Origin of the sequence: Microbacterium sp. YJN-G, from assembly GCF_015040615.1 — a bacterium.
Taxonomy (GTDB): Bacteria; Actinomycetota; Actinomycetes; order Actinomycetales; family Microbacteriaceae; genus Microbacterium.
This window is the reverse complement of sequence record NZ_CP060402.1, coordinates 1,105,383-1,126,508: the sequence shown is the minus strand read 5'-3', so window position 1 is coordinate 1,126,508 and position 21,126 is coordinate 1,105,383. Positions and strand designations below refer to the sequence as shown.

The following is a 21,126-nucleotide window of genomic DNA, read 5'->3' as shown; positions in this document are numbered from 1 at the left end:
ACGGAGAAGATCGTGTCGGAGAAGCGCGGAGAATCGCCTCACACCCGTCGCCTGAACTGCAGTCGCAACTGCTCGGGGATCCGGCCGAGCGTGCCCTTGGTGCCATCCTTCCATCCGGCACGCGCCGCACGCAGCTGCGTCATCCGGTCGGGAGCGAGCAGAATACCTCCGACCAGCATCTCGGTCATCTTGCGGTTCCTCCTCCGCATCCATTCCGGATCTCCGTGCCCGTAACGGCGCGCAAGCCAGACGCTGTTGCGGACCATGTAGTACGTGCGCCACGGCGAGTGGTATAGAACATGCCGCGGCTTACCCAGCAGGATCAGGGGGCGCCCCATGACATGCAACGGCACTGCTTCGCCGAGAGCGTGAGCCATCTCCAGCTCGGGATCTACGAGGAAGCGGTAGCCAGCTTGACGGGCACGGATCGTGAACTCCGAGTCCACCGCGTCGATGAACAGCTCGGTGTTGAAGCCGCCGATCTCATCGAACAGCGTGATCGGCAGGAGCTGGCCGGATTGAATCGGGTCGAAGGGCTCGCCATCCGTACCCAGCAGCACCGGGGCACCGCCGACGACTCCGGGCACGGCACCCGCGACGCGCGCCCCATCCGACGCGCCTCGTTCGAGCAGCTCCAACAGGCGCGCGACGTGGTCGCCACCGAGCTCAGAGTCCTGGTCGAGGGTGATCACGTGTGTCGCACCGAGTTCACGTGCGCGGTCGATCGCCACGTTGAGAGCTGTCGCGATGCCTGCATTCACCGGTAGAGAGATGACGAAAACGCTGTCTCCGAATCTCATGCTCTCGACGGTGTGCGAACCGTCGTCCACGAGTACGACCGCGTCAACCTGCGTGGCCAAGCGTGCGATGGTCTGCGGGAGTGTGTCGGGTGCCCCGAACACCGGAACGACGGCGACGATCTTGGTGGTCATCGGTGGATGGTCTCCTGAAGGGCGCGACGGGCGGGAACAGCGTAGATCATCTACCTGGAAGCAGCCCTGCGTACAGGGTGTGCAGCCTCTTCTCGAACGCGGTGGCTCCGTACACTCCTTCGGCCCATCGCTGAGCTTCCGCTGTGCGTCTGGCATCTGGGTGGCGCAGTTCCGCGATCACCGCCCGCGCGAACTCGCCCGGCTCATCCGTGATCCCGGCGAACAATGATGACGCATCGATGCCCTCGGCCCCGACCTTCGTCGCCACGACGGGTGCTCCACGCAGCATCGCATCGATCGTCTTGAACTTCACGCCGGCTCCTGTGCGCAGCGGTGCGACGAAGACGGCCGCTCGCGCGTACCACGGTTCGAGAGAGTCGACGAATCCCGTGAGCACAGCCCGCGGAGCGCGCTCGACCGCGCGGGCGAGTGCGGGCCGGGGATTTGCGCCTGCGATCACAAGCCGCGCACTGGGCACTGCCCCGATCACGTCAGGCCACACCCGCTGGAGGAACCACAGCATCCCGGATTCGTTGTCCGGACGATTGAGTGCACCGGTGAACAGCACCACTGGCTCGTCGATGTCGACGGCACGGTCGAGTACCTCAGCGGGTCCCAGCCCCGGGTGCACGACCTCTATCCGGGTCTTCGGCGCGAACTCGCGTGCGAGCGCGGCATCCTTGTCACTGAAAACCAACACTGCGTCGAGAGCCTGGAACGATGACTGCTCCTGCGATCGACTTCGCCGGGCGGCAGCGGCGTACGCCAAGCCGGCTAACTTGTTCCCCGCAGCCGCGGAGGCTCGCTCCCAGCGCTGGGTGATCACGTCGTGCGCCACACCGACGAGAGGAGTACCAGGTAGACGATTCCGCACACTCGGGGCGACCGCGATCATCTCAGACCAGTGGAACTCGATGAGATCAGCAGTGGCAAGCTGCGGCCACGGCCCGCGCGACGTCTGAAACAGGCGACGATATGGCCACGCCACAGCGCTTCCCCGCCAAGCGGACTCGACGTCGAAGACAGTCTTGAATCGTCCATCCCCGCCCGGGCCCACGCCCCGCAGCAGACGCACCGATGCTTCCCCGCGAAATTGCGTCAATGCGTGGCGGTTGAGCGGTGTCTCGGGCGCGAGGAGCTCGACGTCCGCGAGGCGAGCGAGTGCACTGACATGCTGGCCGACGTACTGACCCCCCGCGTGGGTGATGGACGGGTACGGGATATACTTCGAGACGCTCACGATCCGCCGAGAAGGAGCGGAGTTCTCCGCAGCGCTTCGGAGGTGCTCGGCGGTCATCACTTCAGCCTAGGCCACCCCGGACTCGCCGACAGGATCCCGCCATCAACGACTACACCGCGCTCGTCATCGCCTATCGGAACCATGATCTGATCGCGGGGGTTCTCGAACGGCTTTCTTTGCAGACTCTTCCGCCTGCCGAGGTGCTCGTCGTCGACAACGGCGGCACACTGACCGATCAGGCATTGGCTGCTTGGCCACTGCGGGAGAGGACGCGTCTGATCTCTCGGCCTGACAACCCCGGTTACGGCGCGGCCGTGAATGAGGCCATGAATGGTACGCACGATGCGGTGCTCGTCCTCACCCATGACGCGATGTTCGATCCGCGTCTGGCGGAGCATCTGCTGGAGTCGCTGGCGGCCGCATCGAACCGCGGTGCGGCGGCGCCTGTCCTCCACTTCGCAGACCAGCCAGACCGTGTCTTCTCCGCGGGCGGCGCTCTCACTAGGGGCGGGCGAGCGTGGCACCGCACCGATCTCGCTCACAAGGTGAGCCGGGAGGTCGACTGGGTCGACGGAGCCATCGTGATGTACCGGCGATCGGCCTTGGACGCCATCGGATGGCTGGCGGAGGATTACTTCCTGTACTTCGAGGACGTGGACACCGCCTGGCGCATGCGTCGCGCCGGGTTCTCGACCGTCATCGTGCCGGACGCAGTGGCCTTCCAACAGCCCGGAGCGCATCCGGTCTATCTCGGTATCCGGAACATGACAATGTTCGCTCGAAGGGCCGGCATCCCGACTCTGGCGCACGTCGGTGCGGTGAGTCGCCGGATCGTGGAAGAGTCCATCGTCAGAATGCGGCGCGGACGATCGCCAGAACTGCGCGCGGCGCTACGTGGCTGGCGTGACGGCCGACGCGGACGCAGCGGAAAGCCGACGACATGAGCGCTCCGGCCTCCATCGACGTGATCCTGCCGTATTACGGGGATCACCCACAGTTACGTGATGCCGTACGAAGCGTGATCGCACAGACGGACACGGATTGGCGGCTCATCTGCGTGGACGACGCACATCCGGACTCCGACGCCAGCGCGTGGATCGCCTCCCTCGCTGACCCCAGGATCCAGCACGTGCGCAACGAGACGAATCTGGGAGTCGCGGGCAACTTCGCGCGCTGCCTCGAGCTGGCGACCGCCCCATGGGTCACGATCATGGGCAGCGACGACCGCATGCGCCCCTCCCACCTCACCGAGTTTCGGAAGGCAATCGAGGCGAGCGATGGTGTCGACATCGTCCAGGGTGGCGTTGTGGTCATCAGCGACGACGGTCGCCGCTCCTACCCGCTCGCCGACCGCGTCAAATCGATCCTGCGGCCCCGCGCACATGCGTCGGGAAGACTGCTCAGCTCCCGTGAGCTCGCAACCAGTCTCACCCGTGCGGACTGGGCGTATTTTCCCTCACTGATCTGGCGTACAGCGCGAGTTCAGCGACTCGGATTCCGCGAGGAGTATGAGATCGCATTGGACCTCGGGTTACTACTGGATGTCGCGATCGACGGAGGGGTGATGCTCCTTCATGATGCGACCACGTTCGAGTACCGACGGCATCGAGCATCAGCGTCGATGTCATCCGCGCGCAGCGGGCTGCGATTCGCGCAGGAACGCCGCTTCTTCCTCGACTACGCGGAACGCTTCAGCGCCATCGGGTGGATGCGTGCTGCCCGAATCGCGCGCTGGCACCTCGTCTCACGCCTCAACGCTCTGACCGAGATCCCGGGAGCAGTGTTGTCGGGCGACCTGACGGCGGTCAGCCGGCTACTCGTCCACGTCTTCCGACCCTGAATCCTGGTGCCGCTGCGTCGGCGCGCCATCGAGCGCATCGACACGCGCACCGAGAATCGCGACCTCTTCCGCCAGCCTGCGAACCTCCGCCTCGCTTTGCGACAGTTCCCACGAAAGGTGCAGAGTGACGCCGAGAAGCACAGTTATGGCCGCCGCGAACAGCAGATTGACCGGCAGCTCCACGCCGAGTGCAGCGGTCGCGGCCGTGAGCAGGCCGGGGAACAGCCCGAGCACGAGGAGCACCACGCCCAGGACCAGCCAGAGCACAGCGTACTTCTCGCGAATCTGCCGGGTCAGCAGCATCCAGAGAACCCCTGTGATGATCAGCAGAGCGATGCCGATGCCGACGATGGCGACCATCACGGTGCCGGCTCCCTTCTGGTCTGACGAACGAGCGCGAGCGCCAGAGCGAACGCGCTGCGCAGCAGATACACGGTGGACGCCCACGTCCCTTGGCTCGGCACACCATGCTGCCGGGGTCGCATGGCCACGGGAACCTGTGTGACCTTCAGCCCTGCATGGACGGCAGCCACGAGCGAATCGAGAGTGTCACCGAGGTACTCGGCCGGGTAGTAGCGAACGTATTGCTTGATCGCGCGTTCGTTCGCTGCACGGAATCCGCTAGTGACGTCAGTGAGTTGTGTATGCGCGACCTTGGACACGAAGCGGGCCAGCACGACCATCGCCCACCGACGCGGACCACGCACCTCGTAGTCTCCGATCTCCGCGAAACGTGCGCCGATCGAGACGTCTGCGTGCTCAAGTCCCGCGAGCACATCGGCGATATCGGCTGGGTTGTGCTGCCCATCCGCATCCACTTGAATGGCTCGCCGATAGCCGCGGCGCTGTGCGTACGTGAACCCGGTCCGCATAGCACCGCCGACCCCCAGGTTGAACGGCAGCGAGAGCACGGTCGCGCCGGCTTGCCTGGCCACCTCTGCGGTGTCATCGGTCGAGCCGTCGTCGATCACGACGACGTCGTATTCGGAGGATGCCGTTCGAATTTCCCGAACCGTCGCGCCGACATTGCGGCTCTCGTTCCACGCGGGGACGAGTACAAGGACGCGCTCTGAAACGGGAATCATCGTCTTCGATCCTAATGGGGACGGTCTATCCGAGACCGCAAGCCCTCACCCGATACAGTCGAGCATCACCCTGCTCATCGACCAAGGCGACTGCGGCTGACGCCGCGAGATCATCGAGTCCCGGGTAATCATGGTGTCCGCCGTGCACTTCACGGTCACCGAAGTCGAGCACATGGGTGACGCCGAGATCGAGCACGGCCTGACACACCCGGGGGTCATCGGCTGCGTCATCCAAACCGTCATTCACAGCATGGCCATCGGCAGTCAGGTACATCAGCATGTGCGGCATGAGCACCTGTCTATCCGCGTAGGCGTACGCCAGCGCAGTCCCGGTATACGGGTTGCCCGCTATCACGGCGTCCTCCGGGACATGGCGCGTCAGCCGTTGCAGCAACGCGAGTTCGTCAGGCGACAGCAGTTTGGCGTCGACGCTCATGACGTAATTGCGGTGGGCTGCCTCTTGCGCGGCGGGCATCGCGGGGATCTGGGCCGCAGCTGCGCAGATGACGAACCCCACGATCGTCGCCGCGCTACCCGCGCGCGCCACGGCCACGCGCGGGTACGCACGGGCAACCACCCTGACGGCGCCGACGAGGCCGGCCACTGCCAGGGGCACTACCGCGACAGCGAATACCGCCGCGAGCCGAGGCCAGTTGTTATACCAGCTTCCGGTCAGGGTGTCGCGCACCAGCCAGTGGTCGATACTGGCTGCCACGACGAACAGAAGTCCGCCGACTGCCCAGATGCCGAACGACGCCCACAACGCGGGCGAACGCTTGAGCACTACGAGGATGCCGCCGGCGATGACGGCGACTGCGATGAGGACCGCGCTGACTCCCGTGAATGCACTCACCGATGCCACCTGCCACAGCGCAGCCGAGGTGGACATCACGGGCGGCCAGAGCCGTGCTTCCAATGCAGGGCGGAGCACCTTGATGAGCAGGTAACCCGCGCCGAGATAGGCGGCGGCGCATGCTGCGACCGCCAGCCTGCTGCGCACGGTGACGGCCGCCCGCCCTTGCCGCAGGAAGAACAGGAAGAACAATGGGACGGACAGCGCGAGCCACGCCACGAAACCTCCGGGGTGGCTGAGCATCAGCCCGGGCAACGTGCCGAGCAGTGAGAAGACCCACCAACCGGATGCGCCGTCCCCCGGTTTCCGTTGCGCCAGCATTCGCACGGTGAACGCCAGCGCCGCAGGCAGCAGCGCGAGCGAGAGCTGGAACGGGTAGAGCACGCCGTAGTCCATCATCAGCAGAGGAAACGCGGGGATCGCGGTGACCACCACGGCTGTCGAGAGCAGCACCGCGCGTGAGGAACCGAACAGCGCGCTGGTCAGGAGCATGGCACTGAGCGGCCACACCGCCGCACAGACGACCAGCGTCACTGCTTGGACGGCGGCAGGAACGGAGACTCCGGCGAGCTGGACCGCCAACGCCGCGGTCGCGTGCCAGACCGCAGGGTAGAACCCCATCGCGCCGGTGAGACCGCCGACGTCCAATGACGATGCCGAGCCCGCGTCGAGTATGTACCGCACCGCATTCAGATGGAAGACGTTGTCGAAGGTCTGCGAGATCGCTTCGGACCCACCGAACACGGCCACGACCCGCCAAGCGAGAAGAGCTGCCGCACCGGTGATCGCCACAAGGATCCAGCCGAGCCGGGGAGGATCATCCGAGGTCACGGCGCCCGCACTGCGCAGCACCTTCAGCCTGATCGCGGAGATACCGGCCACCAACACGGCAGTCATGACGACGAGGGGCAGAATCGACCAGTCAAGACCGACGACGGGGGCCAGGGTGCTCGAGATCGCGATCGAGCTGAGTCCGAACGGCGCTGTTGCGCCGATCAGCCAGTACCCCCGCAGTCCCACTGACCATGCGAGGGCGCCGCCGACGAGGGCGAGAACAGCCACCAGGAGTAGCGCGGAAAGGGCGACGGCGAACATCGACACGGGGCCTGTCTGTCGGAGCGGGAAGGGAGCCTCCACAGGATAGCCGCCGTCACTCAAGGCGGCCCCTCATGGAGCCCAGGAGGGGTATGTCAAGATAGATGCTGTGAAGGGCATTATTCTCGCCGGCGGGTCCGGCACGCGTCTGCACCCGATCACGCTGGGCGTCTCCAAGCAGTTGATCCCGGTCTATGACAAGCCGATGGTCTACTATCCGCTCTCGACGCTGATGCTCGCAGGCATCCGCGAGATTCTCGTGATCACCACCCCACATGACGCCGCGCATTTCGAACGTCTGCTCGGCGACGGGTCTCAGTACGGGGTCAGCCTGACCTTCGCCCAGCAGCCGTCGCCGGACGGTCTGGCGCAGGCGTTCACCATCGGTGCCGATTTCATCGGTGACGATTCGGTCGCACTTGTCCTTGGCGACAATCTGCTGTACGGCCCCGGGCTGGGAAGTCGTCTGCAGCGTTTCGAAAACGTCGACGGCGGCGCCGTCTTCGCCTACTGGGTCGCAGAACCTCAGGCGTACGGTGTGGTGGAGTTCGACGCAGACGGGCGAGCGATCTCGCTCGAGGAGAAGCCTGTGTCTCCGCGGAGCAATTACGCGGTTCCCGGGCTCTACTTCTACGACAACGATGTGATCGAGATCGCTCGCAATCTCGCGCCCAGTGCGCGCGGCGAATACGAGATCACCGATATCAACCGTGAGTATCTGAGTCGCGGCAAGCTGCAGGTCGAGGTGCTTCCGCGGGGCACGGCGTGGCTGGACACAGGTACGTTCGATCAGATGACCGATGCTGCCGAGTACGTCCGAACCATGGAACGCCGTACCGGGATGAAGATCGGTGTCCCCGAGGAGGTTGCCTGGCGTCAGGGCTTCCTCAGTGACGACCAGCTGAGCGATCGAGCCGAGGCACTGGTCAAGTCGGGGTACGGTGCGTATCTCATGGACATTCTCAAGAGAGGTCGCGCATGAGCCGTCTGCTCGTCACCGGAGGGGCTGGCTTCATCGGCTCCAACTTCGTCCATCACGTCGTCGCAAACACGGACCACCACGTCACTGTGCTCGATGCTCTCACATATGCCGGTAACCGTCGCTCCCTGGAGGGCATCCCCGAGAATCGGATGACGTTCGTCCACGGCAGCATCACGGATACCGGCCTGGTCGACGCACTGTTCGAGGACACGGATGCCGTCGTGCACTACGCCGCGGAGTCGCACAACGACAATTCGCTGAACGACCCGCGCCCGTTCCTCGAAACGAACATCGTCGGCACGTACACGCTGCTCGAAGCAGCCCGACGTCACGACGTCCGATTGCACCACATCTCGACCGACGAGGTATACGGCGACCTGGAGCTCGACGATCCCGAACGATTCACCGAGTCGACACCGTACAACCCATCGTCACCGTACTCCTCGACCAAAGCCGGCAGCGACCTGCTCGTACGTGCGTGGGTCCGCTCTTTCGGGGTCCGTGCGACGATCTCGAACTGCTCTAACAATTACGGCCCCTACCAGCACGTCGAGAAGTTCATTCCTCGGCAGATCACCAACGTGATCCGCGGCATCCGCCCAAAGCTTTACGGCGCGGGCCAGAACGTTCGTGACTGGATCCACGCCGACGATCACTCATCCGCAGTCCTGACGATCCTGGAGCATGGCAACATTGGTGAGACATACCTGATCGGCGCTGATGGCGAGAAGGACAACAAGTCCGTTGTCGAGCTTATTCTCACCGAGATGGGTCAGCCGGCTGACGCCTATGACCACGTCACCGACCGCGCCGGCCACGACCTGCGGTATGCGATTGACTCGACGCGGTTGCGTGATGAACTCGGCTGGTCACCGCAGTTCTCCGATTTCGAAGCGGGCCTCGCAGCGACCATCCAGTGGTATCGCGACAACGAAGACTGGTGGGCGCCGTCCAAGGATGCCGTCGAGGCGTTCTACGCGGGCAAGGGCCAGTGAGCACGCGATTCGGCAAGAAGCTCGAGCGGATCGAGACCCCGATTCCCGGACTCGTCGTCTTCGAACTTCCGGTGCACGGCGATTCACGGGGCTGGTTCAAAGAGAACTGGCAACGGGAGAAGATGCTCGCCCACGGCCTCGAGGACTTCGGGCCTGTGCAGAACAACATTTCCTTCAACGATGCTGTAGGTACCACTCGCGGCATCCACGCGGAACCCTGGGACAAGTGGGTATCGGTGGCGACAGGCCGGATCTTCGGTGCCTGGGTGGACCTCCGCGAGGGGCCGACGTTCGGTGCTGTCTTCACCACTGAACTCGACCCGTCGCGAGCGATCTTCGTGCCTCGCGGAGTTGGGAACTCCTACCAGACTCTGGAAGCCGATACTGCTTACACCTACCTGGTGAACGATCACTGGTCGCCGGACGCGTCGTATTCGTTCCTCAATCTCGCGGACGAGACGGCGGCAATCGCCTGGCCGATCCCACTCGATCAGGTCGAGGTCTCCGACAAGGACAAGGCGCATCCTCGACTTGAGGACGCGACGCCGGTGCCTCCGCGACGAATTCTCGTGTTGGGTGCGTCAGGACAGCTGGGCCATGCTCTACGCGAACGACTGGGCGACGCCCCGCATATCGAATACGCGTCGAGAGCCGAGCTCGACCTCGGTTCCGGGAGCCTCGATGACGCGCGTCGGTGGCGCGACTACGGCCTGATCATCAATGCCGCCGCTTACACCGCGGTGGACACAGCGGAAACTCCCGAAGGCCGCGAACAGGCTTGGGCCACCAACGCCGCAGCCGTTGCTTCGTTGGCACGGGTGGCCGACTCTCATGGCATCACGCTGGTGCATGTCTCGAGCGACTACGTCTTCGATGGTGCGGCGGCGGGCGCGTATGCGGAGAACGCTCCCGTCCGGCCCCTTGGCGTCTATGGACAGACCAAGGCAGCCGGCGACCTCGCCGTCTCGACAGCGGCGCGTCACTACATCGTACGCACGTCCTGGGTGATCGGAGACGGGGCGAACTTCGTACGAACGATGCATTCACTCGCCGAGCGTGGAATCGATCCCCGCGTCGTCGACGATCAGATCGGGCGCCTCACGTTCACCGCGGATATCGCTGATGCCATCGTGCACCTGTACGAGACGCATGCACCATATGGTGTCTACAACGTCACCGGAGCGGGTGAGCCCAAGTCCTGGGCCACGATCGCCGAGGAGGTGTTCCGCCTCGCCGGCCACGACCCGAAGCGGGTCACCGGCGTGTCGACTGATGATTATTTCGCGTCGGCGACCGGTCCGATCGCTCCCAGACCACGCAACAGCGTATTGGATCTGACGAAGGTGATGGCCACGGGTTTCTCTCCCACCGCGGTCGACGAGTCACTACGCGCCTACGTCAACGAGTTGAAGGACTGATCGGATGAAGCTGAGTGTCATCGGATGCGGCTATCTCGGTGCCGTACACGCGACTGCGATGGCCTCTTTGGGGCATGAAGTCGTCGGTGTCGACGTCGATGCCGCGCGCATCGAGATGCTGCGAGCGGGACGGGCACCGTTTTTCGAGCCTGGTCTGGATCAACTCCTCAGCGAGACCGTGCAAGGCGGTGCGCTGACGTTCTCGTCTGAGATCTCTGAAGCTGCGGGTGCTGCTGCGCATTTCATCGCCGTCGGAACACCACAGCGTGCCGAGGGCGATGGTGCAGACCTCAGCTACGTCGACGGCGCGATCGAATCGTTGATACCCATACTGCGTCCGGGCGATCTGGTGATCGGCAAGTCGACCGTTCCCGTCGGAACAGCCAACCGGCTTGCGGAGAGCATCCGACCCACGGGAGCGCACCTCCTCTGGAACCCCGAGTTCCTCCGTGAGGGGTTCGCGATCAAGGACACGCTCGAACCTGACCGCCTGGTGTACGGGGTCGCGAACGTCGGATCAGCTGCGGACGATGTCGCGCTCCTGGACCAGATCTACCGCTCCGTGCTCGCCAAGGGCACTCCCCGCATCGTGACCGACTATGCAACGGCCGAACTGGTGAAGGTCTCGGCGAACGCGTTCCTGGCGACCAAGATCTCGTTCATCAATGCGATGGCCGAGATCGCGGAAGTCACCGGCGCGGACGTCACGCAGCTGGCGGATGCGATCGGTTTCGATGCTCGCATCGGTCGACGCTTCCTGAACGCGGGGATCGGCTTCGGCGGTGGCTGTCTGCCGAAGGATATCCGTGCCTTCTCCGCGCGTGCTGAGGAGCTCGGCGTCGGCCAGGCTGTGCAGTTCCTCCACGAGGTTGATGCGATCAACCTGCGTCGTCGTCACCGCGTCGCCGGCCTGGTCATCGACGCGTTCGACGGCGACGCCCGCGGACATCACGTGGCGCTGCTCGGACTGGCATTCAAGCCTGATTCCGATGACACCCGGGACTCCCCCGCGCTCGACGTTGCACGCCGACTCCACGAAGCCGGCGCCACTGTGCATGCATTTGATCCTGCAGCCAACGAGACTGCACGCCGGGTGGCCCCGGATCTCCGCTTCGCCAATTCCGTCGACGAAGCGGTCCAGCGGGCCGAGCTCATCGTGATCGCGACTGAGTGGAAGCAATTCCGTGACCTCTCGCCCAGCGAGCTGGCCACGCAGACGCCGGCTCGTACGATCGTCGATGCGCGCAACTGCCTCGACCCCGCTACCTGGCGGGCTGCCGGTTGGACGTACCACGGGATGGGGCGTCCGTGACCAGCCCCCGCGTCAGCGTCATCGTCCGGACCAAGGATCGTGCGGACTTCCTGACACGTGCACTCGCGAGCATCACCGCGCAGACGCTCGACAACTGGGAGGCGATCATCATAAACGACGGCGGTGACCCGATCAGAGTCGCCGCGGTCGTGAGCGCGCTGCGCGATTCGACGGACCGTGCACGCATCCGGGTGATCGATCATGCAGAGTCGCGAGGTCGCTGGGTCGCGGCGAACGCGGGGGTGCTTGCGGCTTCAGGCGACTACCTCGTGCTCCACGATGACGATGACTCGTGGCACCCCAGCTTTCTGTCCCGCGCGGTGGAGTACCTCGACCGCAACCCTGAGCGACAGGGTGTCGTGTCACGTATCGAGATCATCTGGGAACAGGAGAAGGACGGCCGCTTCATCGAGGACGGACGGGAGGAGTTCCAAGCGCAGCTGACGGCACCGCTGCTCGGAGACGCTCTGCTCTTCAACCGCTTCGTGCCGATCGGGTTCCTGTACCGACGCGATCTGCATGCCGAACTCGGGCTTTACGATGAGAGACTCCCCGTCGTGGGCGATTGGGACTTCAACCTGAAGGTGCTCTCGCGCGGCGGGCTGGAGTACCTCGGAGACGAACCCCTCGCATATTGGCATCAGCGTCGCCTTGCGACCGGCACCTCGGCGAACAGCGTGTCTGGTGCCCGCAGCGACCATGCTCGCTATGATGCGAGCATCCGCGACGAAGCTCTGCGCCGTTGGGTGGGTGACAACGGCACTGGACTCGTCCTCTATCTGACGAAGTTCATCGATCAACGCTTCGTCGATGTCGAGGACGGCCTCCGAGCCGAGATCGCCGCCTCATCGCTCTGGCGACGCCTCGCACGTCGTCTGCGCCGGACCCTCAAGCTTTGAGTCGCTCGACGGCATCCTCGATGGTCCCGTCGAAGATCTTCTTTCCCTTGGAGATCACGATTCCTCGCGTGCAGAGCTCCTTCACCATTCCGATGTCGTGACTCACAACGAGCATCGTCACGCCCCGAGCTGTCAGCTCTTTGATCTTGACTGCGCACTTCGCCCGGAATGGGGCATCTCCGACGCTGAGAACTTCGTCGACGAGAAGCGTATCGAGCTTGACGTGGATCGCCACGGAGAATGCCAGACGCATGAACATTCCCGAGGAGTAGTGCTTGACTTCCTGATCGATGAAGTCGCCGATCTCGGAGAACTCTACGATGTCATCGAACTTCTCCTCAGTCTCCTTACGCGACATGCCGAGAATCGCGGCATTCAGGAAGACGTTCTCGCGACCTGAGAGGTCGGGATGGAATCCCGCACCCACCTCGATCAGGCCGGCGACGCGGCCGCGGGTGAGAACTCGGCCGGAGTCCGGCTCGAGCACGCCCGAAACCAGCTTGAGCGTCGTGGACTTCCCCGAACCGTTCATCCCGAGGATTGCGACAGACTCGCCCTCCCCGACCTGGAAGCTGATGTCGTCCAGCGCCAGGAACTGGTCGGTGCCCACCTTCTTGCGCTGAAGCCAGCCGATCGCCGCCTCTTTGAAAGAGTGCGAGTTGCGTCTGAGGAAGTATTTTGAGACGTTCTCAACGATGATCGTAGGAGGTGTTGCGGTCTGAACCGCGATCATGTCTTGCATGCGTTCACAGGTCCTGGGCGAAAGTGCGCTCGAAGCGCCGGAACACGGTCTGACCGATGATCAGCACCACGAGAGTGATCGCGATGGCGGCAAGGGAGTAGAGACCGAAGGCTGGAGGGAGGCCGGGCGTGGCTGATGCGGTTGGCTCCCAGAATCCTACATGGAAGAGTTCGACCGCCACCGTCAGCGGATTCGACATGTAGATATGGAAGAGCCAGGCTGGCATCTTGTCTACGACGAGCGTCCACATGTACAGCACCGGAGACGTCCATGTGGAGAACATCCGGATGATCTCAACGAGGTTCTGTGCGTCGCGGAATCGCACGTTGATACCGCCGAAGAACAAGCCCAATCCGATCGCGAACACAAGCACCAGCAGCACCCCGCCAAGGATCGCAGCCAAGCCGACGAGCGACGGTGTCCATCCCAGCAACAAGCAGATGACGAGCAGCACGGCCACCTGCGGCAGGAAATGCACGAAGGCGACGATGATCGCGGCAACAGGGAAGAGCTCCCTCGGCAGGTAGATCTTGCGCACGAGCGCGCCGTTGTCGATGATCGAGTTCGTTGCGTTGCTGAACCCCTCGTTGAAGAGGTTCACGATCACGATGCCGGAGAAAAGGTATATCGCGAAGTTGTCGACTTCTCTGTGGATGTTGAGGATGATCCCCATCACGAAGAAGTAGACCGCGAACTGCGAGAACGGTTTCACATAGGACCAGGTCCACCCCAGCAGGGAATTGCGGTATCGCGTGGCTGTGGCCTTGCGCACCAGAAGTCGCAGCAGATACCGCCTCCGGAACACATCCAGCACCCCGCGACCCCGGCCGGGCGCTTGATACAAGCGCGCGTCGACAACGTCCAACGGCTCGATCACCCAACTCCTCCTTGCAGCGAACCGCTGTCGGGCCGCGCTCCACCTGATTCTAATCCGTTGCCCTGGACGCTGCGTTCAGGCCGAAGCTTCAGGTAGAGCACTCGCGAAAGGTGGTAGCGTCAGCCAAACCGCAGAGTGGCGCAGTTGGCGGACGACAGGATCGTCACCATCTCGCCGCCCGCGTCCGAGACGCGCCTCAGGACGCCTCCGTCGCCCCGGTACAGACGTCCGTAGCATTCGACCAGAGTCGTGACGTTGCCCTCCTTCGACATGGCCGCGGCCGCTTTGTCGGAGATCGGTACGACAATCCGCGGCATGCCGAGTGCGTCAGCGATCGTCCAACTCGTCAGATAGACTAGGCGACCAGCGTCAGACAGGTACACGCGCCCATCAGAAGGTGTTGTGACGAATCCGATGTCCGTGCGGATCTGCTCGCCCTTCGGGAGCCTGCTCAGCTCACCGCTGGTGACCGAGACGATACGAATGCTACCCGCACCATTCAGGATGCTGAGCGTCGCGGGGTTGGCGACGTGGCTGAATCGTCCCTGGATCGGAGTATAGACCGCCGGATCGGCAGAGGCCTTGACGAACAGAACCTTCTCCGTGTCGTCAGCGATCCGCAACCTGCCACATGTCGTGGCGTCGAGGGCGACTGGCGTGAAACCGTAGTTTCCATCCACACGATGGAGCGCTCCTCCGGCGCCGAAATAAGTCTTGGCATCGCACAGTACAAACGGGCCGAGGGTCGTCGTGACCCTATTCGACTTCACCGCTTCGGCACTGACCCGCTTCACGGATGTTGGCAGTCCCAGGCTTCTCGCGGTATCGAACGACGGGAGGTAGTGGAGTTCTCCGTCAGCTGTAGGCAGATAGACCCGAGTCGCACCAGTGGCAACGACGAACTGGCCTGGGACGAACCGCGTGGGGAGTGCCCGATACCTGGCGGCAGTGGCAGCAGGCATGGTAGCCACGTAGAACCCCGTTGTCTCGTGCCCCCATGCCTGGAGCGCGGCGGCCGACTCGTACGGCACAAGTTCACGGCCCTCAAGCAGGAAGAGCCTTGCGTCCCCAGCCACGCTCGCGCGCGCGGTCATCTCCGCACCCGCGCCCGGCTGGGTGAAGTCCTCTGAATCGAGGCGAGTGAGAGCCGCCTGACAGTCTCCACCCCAGGCCACTACAAGATCACACGTGGGGAAACGGTGCGTCTTCCCGCCATCGAGATAGGCGACGGTGCCCGCACCCTGATCGTGGAGGAACAGGGTCGCCTTGGCCCCCTGGGCCAGCGAGGCGATATGAGCGCTGCTTGTGGGCACAGGATCGCCGAAGGCTGCGCGGTACTGCGCCCAGACGTCGGCGGTGATGTGGTGAGCCGTTCCGTTGGTGATGAGGTAGATGTCCCGGCCAGCGTTGACGATGGGCCCGTCGGGATACTGCGTCGAGCCGAACCAGTCGGTGAAGTAGTTGTAGAAGTTGCGGTTGCCGTAGCTCGAGCATGAGTCACCCGTGCCGTAACCGGCGCGCAGGGCCGCCGCGTTGGGCTGGTACGGCGTGTAGTAGTACAGGGCCGAGGTCGCCTTGTTGGCCATGTACACGGGCGCGGTGCCGCACCCGCGGTTCGGGTGGTAGAGCACGTTCCAGGTGTTCCCGGGTGCATACCACGTGAAGTAACGCCCCTCCATGTAGAGCTGCATCTGACGAGCTGCGCCGTAGATCTGGTAGAAGAAGCCGACATACTTCGGGTCGCACGGTGCGTCATCCGGGCACCCCTGGCCGAGGGCCTTCTCATAGCGCCAGGCGCTGGGCCATGTGTGAGTCACGAGGCTCTGCTCCTTCTGGAGCATCACGATGAGCACCTGCGGATTGATGTTGCAGGACTGCGCCACGCGGTGGATGATTCGCGCGGCCGACTCGCCCTTGGCGCCGGTGTATCCCTTGCAGTAGCTGTCTGCAGGCCTGTCGACCGAGTCGGTGCGGTAGTCCTTCAGGCAGATGATCGGTTTGCCGTCTTCATCGATGCCGCCTCGACAGGTCTTCACCTTGGAGTCGAAGAACGCCTGGATCTGCGCCTCGGTCATCGTCGTGTTGTTGGTGAACACCGCATCACTGATGATGTTGCCGGGTGCGAACCCAGCGAGCGATGTCTTCACCGGTCCACCCGCGACACCAGTCGCAGCGGTCGCAGCCGAGGGAACGACCGGCACAGCTGCTGCCAGCGACGGCGCTGCAGTGCCGAAGACGAGCGCGATGATGGCGATGACAGTCGTCGCCCATCGGGCCGTTCGGGACACGTGCGGTCGGCGGGTGTCGCGTGGATGCATGTGAATAGTGTGACTGATGTTGCCGGATGATGCCAGCCAGCCGGTATATCGGTGTCGTTCCATCGGCGTGTCGCCCTCGTTCGCAGGTATCTTTCAGAGTTCGGCGTGCAGCGCCCAGACCCGCTCCGCCGAGCTCCCCCAGGAGAACGCGCGTGCGCGGTCGGCAGCGATCACCCGCAGCCGCCGCTCCCCCGCCGCCAGCGCATCCTCCAGGGCCCCGCCGAGGTCGTTCGCGGCGACCACCGCGCCGCCGTCGGCGATGACATCGAGGTGCACACCCGAATCGAGTGCCACGACAGGCACCGAGAGCGTCATCGCCTCGACGGCCCGCCACGGCCACGCCGACCTGCCGGATGTCGCCACGAACGCCGCCGCTCCGCCGAGCACGGCAGCACGGTCGGCATCCCCGAGCGCACCGCGGATGTGGGCGCGCCGCTCGGGAAGCCCGGCCGCCGAGGCCGCCTCCGAGAGGGCCGGTTCGGTGCCGTCGGCGGCATCCAGCACCACCACGTGCTCCCCCGCTCCGGCAGCCGCCCGGAACCCGGCGGTGAGATCATCGCCGTCACCGTTCAGTACGACGTACCGCTCGGGGATCTGCAGGTCCTGGCGGCGTCGTTCGGCGTCATCCGGCACGTGGAAGCCCTCGGGCGCCGCTCCGGCGATGACCCGCACGCGGTCGCCCAGCGCCACGATGTCGGCCAGGCGCTCGGCCATCGCGTGAGACGGGACGACGACGGCATCCGCGTGTTTCACCGCGCGCTTGAGCATCGCGCGCTGCCAGGCCACCAGCGCCTTCGGCATGGTCTCGGGGGCCTCCCAGGCGCACAGATCCCACAGCGTCACGGTGACCTGGTCGTTGTCATGCGTGCGATCGTGCCGCACCAGCGGCGCCATCAGACTCGGCGCGTGGATGAGTCCGCCCGCACCGCCCACGGGGATGCCGCTGCGCCATGCCATGGCCAGCTCGCGCCGGCCGAGCGTGAGCGTGCGCACATCCTGAAGACCGGGCACCGCCGCCTCGCCGCCGGCCGGAACCAGCGCAGAGACCGCGCATCCGCGCGGTGCCGTCGCGACCAGCCCGGCGGTGAGCGCCAGGGCCGCGCGCGCCTGATCGGCGTCGACGATCTGCGCCGCCTGATCGAGCACGACGCGCAACTGCACACTCATGTGGTCAGCCTAAGCGAGCCCGCCGCGCTTTCCCCGAGGCGCGGCCGAAGCACCCCGAGCCGCGGCCGATCCGGACCAGCCGTGGGCGCCGGCCCCGCCTACTCGGACGGTGCCTCGGTCTCGGGCTTCGGCGGGTGCAGCGCGGTCCGGACCATCTCGTGGATCTGGTCGTAGTCGGGCTCGTGCTCATCGACGCCGTTCTCCGGTGTCAGTTCGATACGGGTGACCGGCTGCTTCTTGGCCTTGAGCATCAGGTCGAAGAACTCCGGCAGCTTGTCCTTGGGCAGGTCGGTGTCGGCCAGTACTGCGCTCGCGTCGGCGATGGCACTGAACCTCGACAGCACGTTCTCGGGCGTGAACTGCGCGAGGATCGCCTCCTGCAGCTGCCGCTGGCGCTTCATCCGGTCCCAGTCGTTCGTGGTGTACCGGGAGCGCGCGTACCACTGCGCGGTGTCACCGTCCATGCGCTGCAGACCCGGCTCGATCCATCCGATCGCCCACTCGTCGACGGACTGGTTCGTGTCCCCGGGGCCGCCACCCTTCGGCAGCCGCTGGGTGACCTCGATCTCGACCCCGCCGAGGGCGTCGATGAGCGCCGCGAACCCGTTCATGTCGAGGAAGACGTAGTACGGAATCTCGATGCCCAGCACGCCCTCGGCCGCGTCCTTGGTCGCCTCGATTCCGGGAGCCGAGCCCTGGGCTGCGGCATCCGGGTACAGGCCGGTGCCCTGATCCTCGCGGCACACCTCGGCGGCGTTGCGGATCTGGTTCATCCAGCCGCTCCAGCCGCAGGTGCTGTCGCGGTGCCCGCGGAAGCCGTCCGGATACTCGGAGAGCATGGGGCTGCCCTCGCTGAACGGCGGATTGGGCAGCTCACGCGGGATGCCGGTGATGGTCGTCGCCCCGGTCTCGGCGTTGATCGACGCGACCGAGATGCTGTCGAAGCGCAGCGAGTCGCGCCCGTCGCCGCTGTCGGCACCGAGCAGCAGGATGTTGTAGTAGCCGTCGCTGGGCGGAAGGCTGGGTCCGCTGCTGCCGAAGATGGCATCGATCGCGCCCCGGCTGGATGCGGCGACGGTCGACGCGTACACCGCGCCGGAGCTGACAAGTGCGAGTACGACCATCGCCGCAACGGGTGCCGCCCACCGTGTGATCGTCGGCACCTTCACCAGCCGCACCAGCCGCAGCGCGTCGATGGTCAGCACGATCCACAGCAGCACGTAGCCGATCAGCAGCACCTGCACGACAGTGAGCACGAGCCACGACAGGGGCCCCGTGGTGAGCCAGATCAGGGCGGGCTGCGCCACGATCGCCAGGCCTGCCGCGACGATGACGAGCAGCCAGCCCAGCAGCGTGGCCCCGAGCCCGAAGCGACCCAGCCGCCGGCTGCCTGCGAGCACCTGCGCCGAACCAGGCACCAGCACGTTCATGACGAGCAGCCACCAGCCGCGCCGTCCCATCAGCGCGGGATCACGGCTGTCAGGATGCCGCAGCGGCCGTGTCTCGATCAGCGGTCGCGCACCCGTATGCGGGGCACGCGGAGCCGCCAGGGTCACAGCGAGTCCTTCAGCCGCTGATTCTTCTGCTCCACCTGGCCCTCGAGCTCGCGCGCGTACGCCTCGATGCGGTCGGCGAGTTCGGCGTCGGAGGCACCGAGGATGCGCGCCGCGAGGATGCCGGCGTTGCGGGCACCGCCGATGGAGACGGTGGCCACAGGGATGCCTGCAGGCATCTGCACGATCGACAGCAGCGAGTCCATGCCGTCGAGGTAGGCCAGCGGAACGGGCACGCCGATGACGGGCAGCGCGGTCATCGAGGCGAGCATGCCGGGAAGATGCGCGGCTCCGCCGGCGCCGGCGATGATCGTGCGGATGCCGCGGCCGCGGGCCTCGCGCGCATAGCTCATCAGCTTGTCGGGTGTGCGGTGGGCTGAGACGACCTCGACCTCGTGCGGGATGCCGAAGTCAGTGAGCGCCTGCGAGGCGTCGCTCATCACGCGCCAGTCGGAGTCGGAACCCATCACGACACCGACCAGGGGCGAACTCGAGGAATGCAGCGGCTCAGTCACCATGACAGGCTACGGCGCGCCGCTGGGAGAACGGCGCAACGGCACGCCCGCGCAGGGCCGTGCCGTCGGCGTCGCGGGTCACAGGAACCGTGCGGCGGCGGCACGAGCCGTGTACACGGCGTCGTCGAGGTCGTCGCCGGTGACGTTCACGTGCCCGACCTTGCGTCCGGGACGCGGTGCCTTGCCGTAGGTGTGGATCTTGGCCTCCGGATGCTCAGCCATCGCACCCGCGAACCGGTCCTCCAGGGCGCCCTCGGCGGGGCCGCCGAGGATGTTGACCATGACGGTCCACGGCGAGCGCGGCTCGGTGCGTCCGAGCGGCAGATCGGCGACGGCCCGCAGGTGCTGCTCGAACTGCCCGGTCACGGCGCCGTCCTGGCTCCAGTGCCCGCTGTTGTGCGGGCGCATGGCGAGCTCGTTGACGAGGATGCGCTCGTCGTCGGTCTCGAACAGCTCCACCGCGAGCATCCCGGTCACGCCGATGCCCTCCGCGATGGCGCGTCCGATGCCCTCCGCCACCTCGGCGAGCCGGATGCTCGCGCCGGGGGCCGGCGCGATGACCTCGGCGCACACGCCGTCGCGCTGCACCGTCTCGACCACCGGGTAGGCGACGACCTCGCCGCCGGGACGGCGGGCGACCTGCTGGGCGAGTTCGCGCGTGAACGACACCAGCTCCTCGGCGAGCAGCGCTTCGCCGTCGGCGAGATCCGAGAACCAGTCCGCGGCGTCGGTTCCGGCGCGCACGACGCGCACGCCCTTGCCGTCGTAGCCGCCGCGCGGGGTCTTCACGACGGCTCCGCCGCCGTGGTCGTCGATGAAGGCCTGCAGTTCGTCAGCATCCCGGACGGCACCCCATTCCGGCTGCGGGATGCCGAGCTCCGCGAGGCGGCGACGCATGACGAGCTTGTCCTGGGCGAACTGCAGGGCGTCGGGACCGGGGTGCACCTGCACGCCGTCGCCGACGAGCGCGCGCAACACGTCCTGCGGCACGTGCTCGTGGTCGAAGGTGATGACGTCGACGTCGCGAGCGAAGGCGCGCACGGTCTCGAGGTCACGGTAGTCGCCGACCGCGGTGGCTGCGAGCTGAGCGGACATCCCCTCGTCCTCGGCGAGCACGCGCAGATCGATGCCGAGCTCCACCGCCGGCGCGATCATCATCCTCGCGAGCTGTCCTCCGCCGATCACTCCCACGCGCACCGTCATCCTGCCCCTTTCGTCGGTGACCATTCTTCCGCATGTGCGGCTCGGTGCGTGCCGGGGTTGGTGCGGGCCCTTTGACAGGCTGTGCGACCCAGAGCAACTG

General features: G+C 65.4%; 19 protein-coding genes. 7 read left to right on the top strand and 12 right to left on the bottom strand.

From position 1 onward, the window contains the following. Window positions 1-38: 38 nt before the first annotated feature. Together H7694_RS05235 and H7694_RS05230 are read right to left on the bottom strand one after the other, a co-directional pair. Window positions 39-932 carry a glycosyltransferase gene (locus H7694_RS05235; protein WP_193598480.1) on the bottom strand — a complete coding sequence of 298 codons (894 nt, stop codon included), beginning with the start codon at window positions 930-932 and terminating at the stop codon, window positions 39-41. 46 nt (window positions 933-978) lie between these two features. Continuing rightward, complete coding sequence (locus tag H7694_RS05230) at window positions 979-2,229, bottom strand: glycosyltransferase (protein ID WP_193598479.1); 1,251 nt, start codon at window positions 2,227-2,229, stop codon at window positions 979-981. A 44-nt stretch (window positions 2,230-2,273) separates the two neighbouring features. Between H7694_RS05230 and H7694_RS05225 the strand changes: the two genes are divergently transcribed. Both H7694_RS05225 and H7694_RS05220 read left to right on the top strand, forming a co-directional pair. Next, window positions 2,274-3,116, top strand: coding sequence for a glycosyltransferase family 2 protein (locus H7694_RS05225; protein ID WP_193599087.1), 843 nt, complete (start codon window positions 2,274-2,276; stop codon window positions 3,114-3,116). Continuing rightward, entirely contained in the window at window positions 3,113-4,012 is a 900-nt protein-coding gene (locus tag H7694_RS05220; RefSeq protein ID WP_193598478.1) for a glycosyltransferase family 2 protein, read from the top strand. The genes H7694_RS05225 and H7694_RS05220 overlap by 4 nt, the downstream gene beginning before the upstream one ends. Here the strand turns inward: H7694_RS05220 and H7694_RS05215 are convergent. From H7694_RS05215 to H7694_RS05205, 3 genes are read right to left on the bottom strand one after another with little or no spacing between them, the layout of a single operon-like run. Further along, window positions 3,986-4,372, bottom strand: coding sequence for a DUF2304 domain-containing protein (locus H7694_RS05215; protein ID WP_193599086.1), 387 nt, complete (start codon window positions 4,370-4,372; stop codon window positions 3,986-3,988). The two genes, H7694_RS05220 and H7694_RS05215, sit on opposite strands and share 27 nt — an antisense overlap. Further along, complete coding sequence (locus H7694_RS05210) at window positions 4,372-5,097, bottom strand: glycosyltransferase family 2 protein (RefSeq protein WP_193598477.1); 726 nt, start codon at window positions 5,095-5,097, stop codon at window positions 4,372-4,374. The genes H7694_RS05215 and H7694_RS05210 overlap by 1 nt, the downstream gene beginning before the upstream one ends. Window positions 5,098-5,122: 25 nt before the next feature. Then, window positions 5,123-7,045, bottom strand: coding sequence for a DUF6541 family protein (locus H7694_RS05205; protein ID WP_319805279.1), 1,923 nt, complete (start codon window positions 7,043-7,045; stop codon window positions 5,123-5,125). Window positions 7,046-7,154: 109 nt separating this feature from the next. On the opposite strand from H7694_RS05205, the gene rfbA reads away from it, so the two are divergent. The 5 genes from rfbA to H7694_RS05180 are packed head-to-tail and all read left to right on the top strand — an operon-like array spanning window position 7,155 to window position 12,651. Continuing rightward, window positions 7,155-8,027 (top strand): glucose-1-phosphate thymidylyltransferase RfbA, encoded by an 873-nt coding sequence (gene rfbA / locus H7694_RS05200; RefSeq protein ID WP_193598475.1) that lies wholly within the window; start codon window positions 7,155-7,157, stop codon window positions 8,025-8,027. Further along, window positions 8,024-9,022, top strand: a complete 999-nt coding sequence (rfbB, locus tag H7694_RS05195; RefSeq protein WP_193598474.1) for a dTDP-glucose 4,6-dehydratase — start codon at window positions 8,024-8,026, stop codon at window positions 9,020-9,022. The genes rfbA and rfbB overlap by 4 nt, the downstream gene beginning before the upstream one ends. Beyond that, a complete protein-coding gene (locus H7694_RS05190; RefSeq protein WP_193598473.1) occupies window positions 9,019-10,440 on the top strand; it encodes a sugar nucleotide-binding protein in 1,422 nt (473 codons plus the stop codon). The genes rfbB and H7694_RS05190 overlap by 4 nt, the downstream gene beginning before the upstream one ends. 4 nt (window positions 10,441-10,444) lie before the next feature. Further along, window positions 10,445-11,752: a UDP-glucose dehydrogenase family protein gene (locus H7694_RS05185; protein WP_193598472.1), complete on the top strand. Its 1,308-nt coding sequence runs from the start codon at window positions 10,445-10,447 to the stop codon at window positions 11,750-11,752. Next, window positions 11,749-12,651, top strand: coding sequence for a glycosyltransferase family 2 protein (locus H7694_RS05180; protein WP_193598471.1), 903 nt, complete (start codon window positions 11,749-11,751; stop codon window positions 12,649-12,651). Before H7694_RS05185 ends, H7694_RS05180 begins: the two co-directional genes overlap by 4 nt. Here the strand turns inward: H7694_RS05180 and H7694_RS05175 are convergent. The 7 genes from H7694_RS05175 to H7694_RS05145 all read right to left on the bottom strand — a co-directional run bounded on the left by H7694_RS05175 (window position 12,641) and on the right by H7694_RS05145 (window position 21,026). Continuing rightward, window positions 12,641-13,384, bottom strand: a complete 744-nt coding sequence (locus H7694_RS05175; RefSeq protein WP_193598470.1) for an ABC transporter ATP-binding protein — start codon at window positions 13,382-13,384, stop codon at window positions 12,641-12,643. The two genes, H7694_RS05180 and H7694_RS05175, sit on opposite strands and share 11 nt — an antisense overlap. Window positions 13,385-13,397: 13 nt before the next feature. Continuing rightward, complete coding sequence (locus H7694_RS05170; protein WP_413782936.1) at window positions 13,398-14,267, bottom strand: ABC transporter permease; 870 nt, start codon at window positions 14,265-14,267, stop codon at window positions 13,398-13,400. A 122-nt stretch (window positions 14,268-14,389) separates the two neighbouring features. Beyond that, entirely contained in the window at window positions 14,390-16,417 is a 2,028-nt protein-coding gene (locus H7694_RS05165; RefSeq protein WP_227468301.1) for a hypothetical protein, read from the bottom strand. Between the two features lie 264 nt (window positions 16,418-16,681). Further along, entirely contained in the window at window positions 16,682-17,755 is a 1,074-nt protein-coding gene (locus tag H7694_RS05160) for a glycosyltransferase (RefSeq protein WP_193598468.1), read from the bottom strand. 98 nt (window positions 17,756-17,853) lie between these two features. Continuing rightward, entirely contained in the window at window positions 17,854-19,311 is a 1,458-nt protein-coding gene (locus H7694_RS05155; RefSeq protein WP_193598467.1) for an LCP family protein, read from the bottom strand. Beyond that, window positions 19,308-19,775: a 5-(carboxyamino)imidazole ribonucleotide mutase gene (gene purE / locus H7694_RS05150; protein WP_193599084.1), complete on the bottom strand. Its 468-nt coding sequence runs from the start codon at window positions 19,773-19,775 to the stop codon at window positions 19,308-19,310. The genes H7694_RS05155 and purE overlap by 4 nt, the downstream gene beginning before the upstream one ends. Window positions 19,776-19,901: 126 nt before the next feature. Continuing rightward, window positions 19,902-21,026, bottom strand: a complete 1,125-nt coding sequence (locus H7694_RS05145) for a 5-(carboxyamino)imidazole ribonucleotide synthase (RefSeq protein WP_193598466.1) — start codon at window positions 21,024-21,026, stop codon at window positions 19,902-19,904. Window positions 21,027-21,126: the final 100 nt, after the last annotated feature.

What these genes read in the sequence shown, in the direction of transcription:
- H7694_RS05235 (WP_193598480.1), bottom strand. Translation starts at nt 932, where the DNA reads ATGACCACCAAGATCGTCGCCGTCGTTCCGGTGTTCGGGGCACCCGAC.
- H7694_RS05230 (WP_193598479.1), bottom strand. Translation starts at nt 2,229, where the DNA reads ATGACCGCCGAGCACCTCCGAAGCGCTGCGGAGAACTCCGCTCCTTCT.
- H7694_RS05220 (WP_193598478.1), top strand. Translation starts at nt 3,113, where the DNA reads ATGAGCGCTCCGGCCTCCATCGACGTGATCCTGCCGTATTACGGGGAT.
- H7694_RS05215 (WP_193599086.1), bottom strand. Translation starts at nt 4,372, where the DNA reads ATGGTCGCCATCGTCGGCATCGGCATCGCTCTGCTGATCATCACAGGG.
- H7694_RS05210 (WP_193598477.1), bottom strand. Translation starts at nt 5,097, where the DNA reads ATGATTCCCGTTTCAGAGCGCGTCCTTGTACTCGTCCCCGCGTGGAAC.
- H7694_RS05205 (WP_319805279.1), bottom strand. Translation starts at nt 7,045, where the DNA reads ATGTTCGCCGTCGCCCTTTCCGCGCTACTCCTGGTGGCTGTTCTCGCC.
- rfbB (WP_193598474.1), top strand. Translation starts at nt 8,024, where the DNA reads ATGAGCCGTCTGCTCGTCACCGGAGGGGCTGGCTTCATCGGCTCCAAC.
- H7694_RS05185 (WP_193598472.1), top strand. Translation starts at nt 10,445, where the DNA reads ATGAAGCTGAGTGTCATCGGATGCGGCTATCTCGGTGCCGTACACGCG.
- H7694_RS05175 (WP_193598470.1), bottom strand. Translation starts at nt 13,384, where the DNA reads ATGATCGCGGTTCAGACCGCAACACCTCCTACGATCATCGTTGAGAAC.
- H7694_RS05160 (WP_193598468.1), bottom strand. Translation starts at nt 17,755, where the DNA reads ATGAGTGTGCAGTTGCGCGTCGTGCTCGATCAGGCGGCGCAGATCGTC.
- purE (WP_193599084.1), bottom strand. Translation starts at nt 19,775, where the DNA reads ATGGGTTCCGACTCCGACTGGCGCGTGATGAGCGACGCCTCGCAGGCG.
- H7694_RS05145 (WP_193598466.1), bottom strand. Translation starts at nt 21,026, where the DNA reads ATGACGGTGCGCGTGGGAGTGATCGGCGGAGGACAGCTCGCGAGGATG.